General features: G+C 49.7%; 10 protein-coding genes. 8 read left to right on the plus strand and 2 right to left on the minus strand.

The features are described 5' to 3' along the window. Window positions 1–1533: carboxypeptidase regulatory-like domain-containing protein (locus ACOJTG_RS21650; RefSeq protein ID WP_420155711.1), on the minus strand; the 1533-nt coding region annotated here is incomplete at its 3' end. 358 nt (window positions 1534–1891) lie between these two features. Here ACOJTG_RS21650 and ACOJTG_RS21655 point away from each other — a divergent pair. Next, window positions 1892–2485, plus strand: a complete 594-nt coding sequence (locus ACOJTG_RS21655) for an OmpW family outer membrane protein (protein ID WP_420155712.1) — start codon at window positions 1892–1894, stop codon at window positions 2483–2485. A 1-nt stretch (window position 2486) separates the two neighbouring features. Here ACOJTG_RS21655 and ACOJTG_RS21660 read toward each other — a convergent pair whose 3' ends face one another. Further along, a complete protein-coding gene (locus ACOJTG_RS21660) occupies window positions 2487–4391 on the minus strand; it encodes a RecQ family ATP-dependent DNA helicase (RefSeq protein WP_420155713.1) in 1905 nt (634 codons plus the stop codon). Between the two features lie 192 nt (window positions 4392–4583). On the opposite strand from ACOJTG_RS21660, the gene ACOJTG_RS21665 reads away from it, so the two are divergent. The 7 genes from ACOJTG_RS21665 to gpmI all read left to right on the plus strand — a co-directional run. Continuing rightward, window positions 4584–7196 (plus strand): T9SS type A sorting domain-containing protein, encoded by a 2613-nt coding sequence (locus tag ACOJTG_RS21665; RefSeq protein ID WP_420155714.1) that lies wholly within the window; start codon window positions 4584–4586, stop codon window positions 7194–7196. Window positions 7197–7312: 116 nt separating this feature from the next. Then, window positions 7313–8617 carry a D-alanyl-D-alanine carboxypeptidase/D-alanyl-D-alanine-endopeptidase gene (locus ACOJTG_RS21670; protein WP_420155715.1) on the plus strand — a complete coding sequence of 435 codons (1305 nt, stop codon included), beginning with the start codon at window positions 7313–7315 and terminating at the stop codon, window positions 8615–8617. 64 nt (window positions 8618–8681) lie between these two features. Further along, window positions 8682–9344 carry a uridine kinase gene (gene udk / locus ACOJTG_RS21675; RefSeq protein ID WP_420155716.1) on the plus strand — a complete coding sequence of 221 codons (663 nt, stop codon included), beginning with the start codon at window positions 8682–8684 and terminating at the stop codon, window positions 9342–9344. Window positions 9345–9526: 182 nt separating this feature from the next. After that, a complete protein-coding gene (eno, locus tag ACOJTG_RS21680; RefSeq protein WP_420155717.1) occupies window positions 9527–10807 on the plus strand; it encodes a phosphopyruvate hydratase in 1281 nt (426 codons plus the stop codon). 100 nt (window positions 10808–10907) lie between these two features. Next, complete coding sequence (locus ACOJTG_RS21685; protein ID WP_420155718.1) at window positions 10908–11204, plus strand: FtsB family cell division protein; 297 nt, start codon at window positions 10908–10910, stop codon at window positions 11202–11204. A gap of 434 nt (window positions 11205–11638) precedes the next feature. Continuing rightward, window positions 11639–12157, plus strand: a complete 519-nt coding sequence (locus tag ACOJTG_RS21690) for a low molecular weight protein-tyrosine-phosphatase (protein ID WP_420155719.1) — start codon at window positions 11639–11641, stop codon at window positions 12155–12157. Between the two features lie 110 nt (window positions 12158–12267). Then, on the plus strand, window positions 12268–13785 hold a 1518-nt coding region (gene gpmI, locus ACOJTG_RS21695), incomplete at its 3' end, for a 2,3-bisphosphoglycerate-independent phosphoglycerate mutase (protein WP_420155720.1).

Genomic DNA, 13785 nt, shown 5'->3' on the forward strand with positions numbered 1-13785 from the left:
GCGGGGTGGCAAAGCACCTGTTTCAGCAGGCACGAAGAATTCGTTGTCCGATTTTTGCTGTCCGTCCGCATCGCCATTGTTTAGATTGAAGGTAGCACTGGCGGCAAAACTTCTGCCTTTTTGTTTGAACTTATGCCGGTACAGGGCCGAACCGGAGAAGTTGATGGTCTGGCTGGTATTCCGGTTATCCTGCGTGGTCTGACTCGTCAAACGCCCCCCTGACCGCAGGTTTTCTTCCTGTTTACCCTGGGTATACGTCTGGTTATTGATGGTACCGTTCGCAATCAGAATCAGCGTATTGAGTGAATCGAGATTATCCTCGTACCGTAATTGCACGCGGTGGTTGTCGTTTTTCGTGTATTCATTAGACGTCGTATTGGTCTCGAATTCATTATCCGCCAGAATGCTCTGCCGTTTGGATACCTGATCGATCCAGTTCCGACGCTGGTTATAGTAGTAGTTGGAGCTGAATTTTTTCTTCTTGGTTTCGTAGTTATAATTCAGACCCCCGGCGTATGAATTGTTAAAACCCCGGTCACCGCCCCCTCCATTCATAATGATGACGTTGCCGCCCTGAATGATGACCCCATCGCCGCCGCCGTCACTGCCGGTCAATCCTCCTCCGAAGCCAAAATCCGTTTCATCCCAACGGAAGGCTGAACTACCGTAGAAATCCTGACGGTCATCCCAGCTCATACCCGACTGGTTGATATTGTTGCCGAACCCTACGACGGCAAACTGCTGCTTATCATCGAATTTGTTGTAGTTCCCCCGAACATCTAGGCGTTCGTCCGTACCCACTCCTGCTTTGATCTTTCCAAATCCTCCTCTTTTGTACTCTTCTTTTAAAGCCAGGTTGACCGTTTTCTCTTTCTTGCCGTCGTCAATACCCGTCGCTTTCGACTGCTCGGACTTGCTATTGTATACCTGAATTTTATCAATGGTTTCGGCTCCCAAGTTCTTGGTAGCAGTTTTAGGATCGCCGCCAAAGAAGTTCTTGCCATCAACGGTTACGCGTTTCACCTCCTGTCCCTGAGCCCGGATACTCCCATCCTGTTCAATCTGAAAACCGGGTAATCGCCGCAGTAGGTCCTCCACCGTAGATCCCGGTGGTACTTTAAAGGAGCTGGCGTTGTATTCGATGGTATCGCCGCGAATGTTCAGGGGAGCTTTGGCCGTTTTCACGACTACTTCAAAGAGTTCTTTGGAAATGGGCTTCATGGTTAGCTCACCCAAATCCGTAACTGCTGCCTCGCCGGGTGTAAACTCTTTCTGAAAAGGTAAGTAACCGGTGTAAGAGGTCTTGAGCAAGTACGTTCCCCGCCGCACATTCTTGAATTCGAATGCTCCTTTTTCATCGGCTCGGGCGTAGCTCACCAGAGCCGAATCCTTGGGCGTTAGTAACATGACCGTTGTAAAGGGTAAAGCAGCGTTGGTCGTATCAACCATACGACCTTTGACCACCACCCGCGTTTGGGCATGGGTACAAAAAGCCAGTAAGAGCAGACAGGCACTCAGTAGAAAGTGACGCATAGAGAAGGTTTAGATAGGGAGGCTTTCAATCAGAGGGCTAAAGATGAACGAGATTTTTAGTTTAACAACGAATACATTAGTTAAAATGTGTTAAACGGAAAATAGCGTTGCTTAATGGCACTCGTGAGGAAAGATGAGAAAAGCAAAGGCAAGGTTGCATTCCATGGTATAAATTTACCTTAACGCTATCTCCTTTCAATGAAGCACTATATACCCCTCTTTACAAATAGAATTAGAAAATAGACGCTACTATTAACTCCTACCTTATGGCTTTCAGGAAAAATTAGAATTTAAAACATTGTTTTTAAGGGAAGGCTATTTTTATTTTGTTGCGATTCAGCTTTATTCAACTCTACCTATGAAGCGTTTTATAACTTGCCTTTGTATAGTATTACTCTCCTCCTTTTTCTTTCAGGCAAAGAGTCAGATTCAGATCGGTGTATATGGTTCTGCTTCCATTCATGCAAAACCGTATGATAATTATAAAAGTAAAATAGGATTTGGTTTACAAAGCCGTTATTTTCTCAATCCTCACTTCGCTGTCGGCGTTTCCGTAGATCGATTAACCCAAACCTTTCGCGTTCAGACGTTGGATAACAATCATCAAGTAGTTATTGAAAGTAAGGGCAAAACTCAACTTACGCCCGTTACCGTGACGGGAGAGTATTTTTTCACTACCCAAGGCGTTCGTCCCTATGTTGGTATTAAAACGGGTGTTTATCTGACGAAAGGAAGTGGTTCTTACCGGGATACGGCAACTGAGACTTCTAGTAGTTTTAAAAATTCCTATTTCGGACTTGCCCCAAAAGTCGGTTTTCAAATGCCTTTATCTTCCAAATTTGCTGTTTTTTTAGAAGGTGAATACGACTACGTATTCCCGAAAAGAGCTGGAATTGCCCGGAAATATTTCCAGGCTAATTTTGGCATCGTTTATCATATTATTACCCCCTAGATTACCGCAAATACAAATTCCCTAACGCATCATACGCCATTACTTCTTCGCTTACTAATTCCCGAACGAGTAATAGAAAAGCGTTTTCATTCTTGGGAGCTAAACGAGCCACTAATTGCTGAATGGTAATGGGTCCACTCGCTAACGCATCCACGATTCGTTGCTTTTCCTGGGTCATTGAGCCCGCTGTTTGCCGGGCTTTTTTTCGAGCCACGCAGGTATCACAAATCCCGCATTCGTAATCGGTAGGTTCGTCAAAATATTCGAGTAATAGCTGCGTCCGGCAACGGGTCGTATTTCCTACGTACGCAATCATGGCCTGTACTTTGCTCAGGTCGCGGTCGCGGCGGGCCGCAATAGCCCGTACCGAAAGCGGCAGGCCAGCAGCATCGTAACGAGCCGTAATGAAGGTTAGCTGCGGTTTGGTTTTCTGCGGATCGTATTCGATCACATTCAGTTCTTCGAGCCGATACAACAGCGTTCGTACTTCGGCTTCTGGTACCAGATAGGCTTTGGCGATGGCCGATTCCGAGATAATCAGGTATTCCGTAAATAAGGCTCCGCCGTACATCCGTAACAGCAGTTTCGTAAAGCCATCAAAGCGTTCATTGCGTACCTGAAATTCGTATAATTCGCGGCTGTTGACCGTAAAATGTAGTTTGGACGGATTATGATACGATTCGCTCATCTGAATGAATCCTTCACTTTCCAGAATTTTTAGGGCGTAGTAGGTCTCGGTCGTAGCCAGTCCGAACGTCGATTGAAAGTCATTCAGATCAAAATCGTAACTACTTCCCTCTCCCGCTCCGATGGCCAGCCGGAAATAATTCGCCAGACACTGATAGACCCGGCGGACGAAATCCAGCTCGGGATACTGCTGCTCTACCTGTTTAACCAACTCTTTTCCATCCCCCGGAGCCACCAGAGCTACGGCGTACGCCTTTTCCCCATCCCGGCCCCCGCGTCCAGCCTCCTGAAAATAGGCTTCGAGGGTATCGGGTAAATCCAGGTGGATGACCGTACGTACGTCGGGTTTATCGATTCCCATCCCGAAGGCATTCGTTGCGACCATCACCCGTATACGTCCCTTAAGCCAGGCTTCCTGTCGCATGGCTCGGTCCGAGGCACTTAAGCCCGCGTGATAAAACGTCGCCGGAATACCCCGGCGACTGAGTTCATTGGCTATGGCCTGGGTACGACGGCGACTCCGGGCGTATACGACGGAGGTACCGGGGACATTGGTAAGGATTTTCTGTAAGCGTACTTCCTTATCTTCCGTCGTAATAATGGAATAGGAAAGATTAGGCCGGGCGAAGCTTTGCTGAAAAATCCGCTCGTTCCGCATCGCCAGTTTTTGCACGATGTCGGCTTTGACTTCTCGTGTAGCCGTGGCCGTCAGAGCCAGCAAAGGCAGCTTGGGGAAAAGCTCCCGGAACTCAGCAATTTGCAGGTACGGTGGTCGAAAATCGTAGCCCCAGGCCGACACGCAATGGGCTTCATCGACGGCAATCAGGTTGATCTTCATCTGCTTGGCCCGTACCCGAAACAGCTCGGTTCGTAAACGCTCGGGTGATACGTACAGAAATTTCACATCACCGTAAATGCAGGCATCCAGCGTATGATCAATCTGTCGGTAGCTCATGCCCGAGTACACCGCTTCGGCGTGTATACCGCGTTTTCGCAGGTTTTCCACCTGATCCTTCATCAGGGCAATCAAAGGCGAAATGACGAGACATAAGCCCGGCTGAGCCAGAGCCGGTATTTGAAAGCAGACCGATTTTCCTCCGCCCGTGGGCAACAGGGCCAGTACATCATGCCCGGCCAGTACCGATTCAATAATTTCCCGTTGCATGGGTCGGAAGGCATCGTATCCCCATACCTGCTTTAATAGTTCGTCAATCGTCATGGTCAAAAGCTACCTCTTTTTCCGGATTTTCAGGCTCCTTAAATTTTGTCCAAAAATAACACGAGCTTGTGCCGCGTTTGGCTATAAAATCGCGTAATTGAAAGAGAATCCTTCCTGGGTTCTTAGGCAATGGTTTAAAAAACAATTCACAGATAGAATTTGTATCGTTAGAAAGATTACCTTACTCGTGCTATGAAAAAAATTTTACTCTTATGTTTTTGCTTGGTTAGTGGACTGGCCTGGAGTCAAAGAACGTTGCCGCAAGCCAAGAAAATTCGTACGACCGCTTCCTCTGACCTGATCTTCTTACCCGCGAAAGGAACCGTTTGTTATTCGACCGGTCAGACCGATAGTCGCATTGGCCCTCCACCGGAATTCCTGCAGCGACGTGGTGGACGTACCACCGCGACGACGGCTCAGATTATTGTGGACTACGAAGGTTTCTCAGACAGTGCCCGGACGGCCTTTCAATACGCTGTCGATATCTGGTCTTCTCTGATTGTCTCACCCGTCCCCATTCGCGTACGAGCCATCTGGACCAACCTGGGCGGTAATGCCAACGGATCCATCGTACTGGGGGGTGCTCGTCCGTACGCGTACGTAGCGGGTGTACAGGGAGCGTTGAAAGCGAACACCGCGTATCCGATTGCACTGGCCGAGAAACTAGCCCGTCAGAATCTCAATGGCGATCAACCCGATATTTACTGCCAATTTAATAGTAACAGTCAGGTAAACTGGTATCTAGGTACCGACGGAGCCACCAACGGTTCACGAGGCCGTCAGGATCTGGTCACCGTCGTTACGCACGAGCTGGGCCACGGTTTAGGCTTTACGAGTTCTTTCTACGCTGAAAACCCAATCGGCGTCTGGGGGAATGATTCGAATTACGGCTATCCCGAAACCTTCGACCATTTTGTGGTGAATGCTAGCAATCAGCAGCTCATTGATCAAACGCTGTTCAGCAACCCTTCCAACGAGCTGTACCGGCAACTGACCAGCAATAACCTGTTCTTCAACGGCCCCCTTGCTACGCAACGCAATGGGGGTACGAAGCCGAAGCTATACGCTCCTACCACCTACAGCGTCGGATCGAGTATTTCGCACCTGGACGAAACAACCTACCGTACGGGTACGGCCAATGCCCTGATGACGCCCTCGCTGGCCCAAGGAGAAGTCAACCAGAATCCGGGTCCCATCGTCATGAACATCTTCACGGATATGGGCTGGAAATCTACCTCTATCCTGCACGAACGCCTTCGGGATTCGGAAGATTTACTCGGACGACCGATTACCTTCCGGGCGACGGTCGTTAGTGATACCTCGCTAAAAGGCAACGTACGCCTTTCCTACACGATCAACGATACGACCCGGGCCAATGCCACGACCGTCAACATGACCCAGTCGGGTTCGGAGTATACCTATACGCTGGCGGCGTCGAATACCCCCCGGATCATCCGTTACTGGATTACGGCCGAGGATAATTCTAACCGCGTTTTCACTAGCCCCGCCGAAGCTCCTGGCCGGGCTCTCTGGACCTTCCGTATCGGTACCGACAATACGCCACCCACCATTACGCACGTTCCGCAATCAACGATTTTATCCACGGCCGATTCGCTGATTCTGGATGCCGATGTTTTCGATGACTTTGATTTCGGTATTGATACCACTTACATCGAATACCGGATCAATGGCGTAGCTCAGCCTTCGGTACCCATGCCTCGCTTAGGCTATTACGTCACCAATGGGATTCGTAGCAACAACATCTACGCGGTCGGCGTACTAACGTTTGCATCGGGACGAATTAAAGGCGGCGATAAAATTGAATACCGCATTGTAGCCCGTGACCGGTCCAAAGCCCGTAACCAGGGTACACTACCCGCCACGGGGTACTTCACCGTCAACGTAGCGGGCGTAGGTACTGCCGTTACGGAGTACGTCAATGATTTCAATGCGACGACCGCGGCGAATGATTTTTCGGGGAATGGATTCCAGATTACTACGCCGACGGGTTTCCTCGACGCAGCTATTCATTCCGATCACCCCTACGTCGATGGCCCCGCCAGTCAGGGGTACGAAGCGAACTATACCTATATCTTACTGAAACCTATTCAGCTTTCGGACCAGGACCCCTTTATTCGGTTCGATGAAATCTGTCTGGTCGAACCGGGAGCCACGGGTTCCATTTTCGGTAGTTCCGACTTTTACGATTATGTAGTCGTAGAAGGCTCAAGGGATGGGGGAAAAACCTGGGTTCCTTTCGATGACGGCTGGGATGCCCGGGCCAATAACGAATGGCTGACGGCCTATAATTCGCAGCTAGTTCGGGCGAACGGAGCCGAAAACTCTACCTACGCCGGTACGGCAGGGCTGTACAAACGCCGGGAAGTAAACATGCTGGGTTCTGGTTATTTCAGTCCGGGTCAGCAGGTACTGGTTCGTTTCCGCTTATTCGCCGATCAGCTTTCGCACGGCTGGGGCTGGAGCATCGATAATTTGTACATTCAACGGGCAAAACCGGTCGTTACTTCAGTAGAGCCTACGCTGCAACGGGCCACAATAGCGGTATCTCCGAACCCCAGCAATACGGGTGAATTTTTGGTGGAAGCGGACTTTCCTGCAGTCACCAAATCTTTAGGTCTTTCCGTAACGAACCTGTTTGGCCAATCGCTTTATCAGAAAACTATCGCCAATCCAGGTTCCTTGCGGGAACGCTTGTCGCTGACAAATCTGCCCGCGGGTACGTACCTGATCCGCTTCCAGACGGACGCCGAAGTCATTACCCGACGGGTCGTGATTGCCAAATAAAAAACCAATACGTTACCAAAAGCCGGGTGAGGAAGACACCCGGCTTTTTTGTGCTTCTAACGCTCTTTCTTTAACTTGGTGACGCGTACCTTCAAAACCGAATTACCCTTTCTCCCATGAAATTTCTCGGGTATTACCTCCTTTGCCTGATCCTGCTTGGGCAGTCTTCTTGCCGCGTAAGTCGGCCGCGACCATCGATCTCTTCGCTGGATACGCTCTGGCAGTCGGCCGCGTTTCAGCATCACCACGCCGGACTAATGATTCTGGATGCGGATACCCGGAAAGTGGTCTACCAGCACAATGCCGAACGCTATTTTGTACCGGCTTCCAACACCAAGCTTTTTACCTTTTATGCGGGAATGAAAATGCTGGGTGATTCGGTCGAAGCCCTGCGATACGTCGTTCAGCAGGATTCACTGATTTTCTGGGGTACGGGCGACCCTTCGCTGCTCAATCCCAATCTGCCGAGTACCAAAGTGCTGGAATTTCTGCAATCTCGTTCGGAAAAGTTGTATTTCTGGCCCGGTACGGCTGTGCTAAAACCCTACGGTCCCGGTTGGGCCTGGGATGACTACAACGATTATTACCAGGCCGAACGAACCAGCCTTCCCGTATACGGCAATGTCGTTCGGTTTACCCGGAAATCGGCCCAAACGGTACAGGCCAATCCCAGCCAATTCCCGTATACACTGGATACGACGCGTCAGGATTTTCAGGTACGGAGGGCGGAAACCGAAAACCACTTCTACGGTACACAGGCAACCATTCCCCTGCGGTACGAGCAGGACGTACCTTTTCGGACTTCGACGGAAGTAACGCTCCAGCTGCTCAGTGATACGCTGCAGAAAGCCATTATCCCCTTACCCGCTTTTACGTCGAAAGTATACCAACCCCTGCGTTCGGTGGCGAGTGATACGCTTTTCAAACGTATGCTTCAGCCCTCGGATAATTTCCTGGCCGAGCAGATTCTCCTACTGGTTTGTGCCAAACTCGAACAGCTTTTCGATCCCGGTACAGCGATTGATTACATGCTCAACAACCACCTAAGGGATCTGCCCGATGCTCCACACTGGGTAGACGGGTCGGGTCTTTCCCGGTATAATCTCTTCACGCCCCGCAGTATCGTGGCGTTACTGGAAAAACTGCTCGCCCAAATGCCCCGCGAGCGGCTTTTTCCGCTGCTGGCCGTGGGTGGACAAAGTGGTACACTTCGGAATAGCTACCGCTCCGCCGATGGCAAACCCTACCTGTTTGGGAAGACGGGTTCGCTATCCGCCTGCTACAACCTGAGTGGCTATTTGCTGACCAAAACGGGTAAAACACTGCTGGTCAGTTTTATGAATAATAACTTCAACCGACCCACGAGTGAGGTACGCAAGGAAGTCGAACGTGTCCTTACGGCCATTCACGAGCAGTATTGAAGCAAGCGTTCCGTACTTATTATCCGTATTTCTTGCGTACTTTTGTCGCGGAAATCCACAATACATGCAGTCCCAAAAACCTTTCATTGTTGGCATTACGGGTGGTAGTGCGTCGGGTAAAACGTTGTTTTTGAAAAGCCTTTTAGCGGCTTTTCCCCAGGAACAAATCACATTAATTTCACAGGATAACTACTACCGACCCCGGCACGAAATTCCGCTGGACCGGCACGGTGTCCATAATTTTGATCTTCCCGAATCCATTGATTTTCAGCAGTACGCCCAGCACATTCACGACCTGCGGGAAGGGAAACTGGTAGAAAAACTCGAGTACACGTTCAACAACCCGGAGATTGTTCCGGCCATGCTGACGTTCCAGCCTTCGCCCATCATTGTGGTGGAGGGCATTTTCGTCTTCTACTTCGAAGAAATTGCGAATATGCTGGACCTGAAAGTCTTCATCGATGCCAAAAATAAGGTGAAGCTAAACCGCCGGATTCGTCGTGATGCCGAAGAACGGGGTTACGACATTAACGACGTATTGTACCGCTGGGAGCACCACGTCAAGCCGACGTATCAGAAATACATCAAACCCTTCCGGGCTCAGGCGGATATTGTCATTCCCAACAACGAACACTTTGAAAAAGGGTTGGACTTGCTGGTCCATTACCTGAGAATGCTGATTACTACATCAGGAAGCTCAAATCCGGGTACAAATGCCCTTGAATAGACTCGGTAAAAAGGCTTCTCCTGAAAATTGATTTTTCAGGACTTTCAGACCACTGGCAAAATGCGTTACTTTGCAGGGCATTTTGCGGGATCAAAGAAAGCGGACGTGGTTCGCGAAGGTCAGTTGCCTTCCCTCTTTCATCTCTTTTCACGACAGGAAATAACCATAAACTTTTCTCTTCTATGAGTACGATTCAGTACGTACACGCTCGCCAGATTCTGGATTCGCGTGGCAACCCAACCGTTGAAGTAGACGTTCGCACCGAAAATGGCTTCCTGGGTCGGGCTGCTGTACCTTCCGGAGCTTCTACGGGCGTTCACGAGGCGGTTGAACTTCGCGACGACGACAAGTCTGTATACTTAGGTAAAGGCGTGTTGAAAGCCGTTGAAAACGTCAATGAACTGATCTACCCTGAAATTCTTGGTATTTCTGTATTCGAGCAGAACATGATCGACAAAATCATGATCGAGCTGGACGGTACGCCCAACAAGAGCAAACTCGGAGCTAACGCCATTTTAGGCGTGTCGCTGGCAATCGCTAAGGCGGCGGCTCAGGAAGCGGGTCTGCCCCTGTTCCGTTACATCGGTGGTGTTAACGCTAATACGTTGCCCGTACCGATGATGAACATCATCAACGGTGGTGCTCACGCTGATAACGCGATCGACTTCCAGGAGTTCATGGTTGTTCCGGCTAAAGCTGAAACGTTCTCGCAATCCCTCCGTATGGGAACGGAAGTATTCCATGCTCTGAAAGGCGTACTGAAATCAAAAGGATACTCAACCAACGTAGGTGACGAAGGTGGTTTTGCTCCCAACATTCAGTCGAACGTAGAAGCGCTGGAAACGGTATTACAGGCGATTGAAAAAGCCGGTTACCGTCCGGGTGAAGACGTATTCATCGCGATGGATGCGGCCGTATCTGAACTCTACAATGCAGAAACGGGTAAATATATCTTCAAGAAATCAACGAAAGAAGAACTGACGTCTTCTGAACTGGTTTCGTACTGGACGGAATGGGTGAACAAATACCCCATCATCTCCATCGAAGACGGTATGGCCGAAGACGATTGGGATGGCTGGAAAGCCCTCACCGACAGCATCGGTTCAAAAACGCAGCTGGTAGGTGACGACTTGTTCGTAACCAACGTGAAGCGTCTGGAAATGGGTATCGAAAAAGGTGTAGCTAACGCTGTACTGGTGAAAGTAAACCAAATTGGTTCACTTACCGAAACGATCGATACTGTAAACCTCGGCAAGCGTAACAGCTACAACAACATCATGTCGCACCGTTCGGGCGAGACCGAAGATGCTACCATTTCTGATCTGGCCGTTGCTCTGAACACAGGTCAAATCAAAACGGGTTCTGCTTCTCGTTCCGACCGTATGGCGAAATACAACCAATTGATCCGGATCGAAGAAGAACTGGGCGATTCAGCGTACTTCCCCGGCTTGAAAGCGTTCTAATCCGCTGGCAGTCTTTTGGGCTATGGGCTTGAGTTCTTTTCGGAGAGCTTAAACCCATAGCCCATTTTTTTGTTACAAAGGTGTAATCCCCTTATCGACTATGTCTCGTTTCAAGCCCTCTCAATTTCGTATCCTGGCGGCAATCGTCTGGTTCGTCATGATTTGTATTAGCGACTACAGCCCCTTCAAACAGTGGGAAATGAGTCGTGAACTGGTTGCATTGAAGGAGCAAAAGAAATTCATGGAAAAGGAAATCGTCCGGGTACACGACGAGCGAAAGGCCATCAACGAATCACCCACATCGCTGGAAACGTTTGCCCGGGAAAAGTACCACATGAAAAAGGAAAACGAAGAGGTGTTTGTACTGGTGGATGAGCAGGGAAATCCGGTAGAGTGAGGATTCTGGGTTTGAGGTTTCAGGTTTGAAATCCGCAATGCTAGGTTTTAGTGCGTTAGCTGTAGTATTTGCTGCGGATGTTGTACGTTGGTAAGCTTTGTCTACCGGGCGGGACGTACCCATACCCCGCATTGCATACGGGGCGGAACCCCTTCGGGGTTGGGGGCTTGATTAAAGAGAGACAACTGGTGCAAGTTTCCAAACTTGTACCTAACCTTAGGCAGTTTCCAACTGCTTGGTTGTGCAATCCGAAAGCGGTTTGTAAAAGTTTCATGCCTTGCCAATACACAGCCGTTAAGTTCCTACAAATCTGGAACAGCGAAGAGTTCATAAGATTATAGATAGTCCCTTTGGGTTGACGCCCTCTAGTGAGAAATACTAATGGATCTATTTTCAGCATCGAAAACTGGAAACTGCCAACCGAAAACGATACCATGATTAACGTTCTTTTTGTTTGCCTGGGAAATATCTGCCGCTCGCCGCTGGCGGAAGCTTTGTTCAAAAAAGCGGTACAAGAACGCGGGCTGTCCGATCAGATTTACTGCGATTCTGCGGCAACGAGTACCTACGAAATTGGGAATCGTCCTGATCATCGTACCCGCCGGAATGCGGAGTCGCACGGATTGAAACTCGATCACCGGGCCAAGCAACTTCGCAAGTCCGATTTCGTGGATTTTGATTACATCATTGGCATGGACGATTCGAATTTCGATAACATTCAAGCCATGTCTTACAAATTCAGCGGAGCATATCCCCGTCACGAACAGGTATTTCTCTTACGAAAATTTGACCCACTGGTGGATGCTTCTAGTATGACCATTCCTTCCCTACCCGATCCGTACTACGAGGCGGATGAAGCCTTCGAAGAAGTCTACCAGATTGCCGAGCGTAGTACAAAGAAGCTACTGGACTGGATTGTTGAGCAGCATGGCTTAACGGCTCGTCGGGGTTAGTACGGGCTTTTATCCATTGCTTTTCACAAACTTCTATCCCGATTCTGATTCCTTCAAATTACCTTTGCTCCGAATTCCATTGATAGGTCCATTCTCATCCCCTAAATATCGTGAGCAAAAAAGTTCTCTTAGTCATCCTCGACGGATGGGGCATTGCCAAACAAGGTGAAGAAGACCGTTCGGCGATCATTGCGGCTCAAACGCCTTTCTACGATTCCTTGTTTGCGAATTATCCGCATTCTACGCTCGTCACCTTCGGCCCGGCGGTAGGTCTGCCCGTGGGCCAGTTTGGCAACTCCGAAGTAGGTCACATGAACCTCGGAGCAGGTCGTACTGTCAAGCAAAGTCTGGTACGTCTGAATGATGCCATCGAGCAGGATACCCTTCGCCACGAACCCGTACTGGTAGATGCTCTGGAATACGCCAAGGCGAACCAGAAACCGGTACACCTGATTGGACTGGTTTCCGATGGCGGTGTACACGCCCATATCAATCACCTCAAAGCCCTTTGCAACGTTGCCAAAGACAACGGGTTGCAGGACGTATACATTCACGCCTTTACCGATGGCCGGGATACTGATCCGAAGTCTGGTGTAGGCTACTTAACCGATCTACAGCATTTTCTGCCGACTTCCGTTGGTAAGATTGCTAGTGTTACGGGCCGGTATTACGCCATGGACCGGGACAATCGCTGGGAACGCATCAAGCTGGCCTATGACGTGATGGTGAAAGGCGTAGGTCAACTAACGCCCGCCGATCAGCTCATTCCAACGATGCTCCAGTCTTACGCAGAAGGCGTAACGGATGAGTTCATTAAGCCCATCTTATTGACGGAAAACGATCAGCCGATTGCGACCATTCAGGAGGGCGACGTGGTACTATGTTTCAATTACCGTACCGACCGTCCCCAGGAAATCACGAAAGCGCTGACGCAGGAAAATTTCCCGGAATACGGTATGCATACCCTCGACATCCGGTATCTGACCTTGACCAACTATAACAAGTCGTTTACGGGTGTTCATGTCATTTTTGACGATTCCAACTTGCCGGCTACGCTGGGTGAAATCATCTCGAAGGCGGGCAAAAAACAAATTCGGATTGCTGAAACGGAGAAATATCCGCACGTCACTTTCTTCTTCTCCGGAGGTCGTAATGAACCTTTTGAAGGAGAAAACCGACTTTTGTGTCCGTCACCCAAAGTGGCTACCTACGATCTGAAGCCCGAAATGTCAGTCTATGACGTTCGGAATGCCTTAGTTCCTGAACTGGAAAAAGGAGAAGCGGATTTCGTATGTCTGAACTTTGCCAACCCGGACATGGTAGGCCACACGGGTAGCTTTGAAGCCGTAGTAGCCGCCTGCGAATCGGTAGACGTATCGCTGAACGCCGTGGTCACCGCTGCTCGCAACAGTGGCTATTCGGTGATCGTACTGGCTGACCACGGCAACGCGGATTACATGATCAACGACGACGGCAGCCCCAATACGCAACACAGCCTGAACCTGGTGCCCTGCATTCTGCTCGACGATGATCACAAAACGATCAAAGACGGAAAACTCGGCGACATCGCTCCCACCATTCTTTCGCTGATGGGCATTGAAAAACCCGAAATCATGACGGGAGACGTG

This window comes from Siphonobacter sp. (assembly GCF_048595215.1).
Taxonomy (GTDB): domain Bacteria; phylum Bacteroidota; class Bacteroidia; order Cytophagales; family Spirosomataceae; genus Siphonobacter.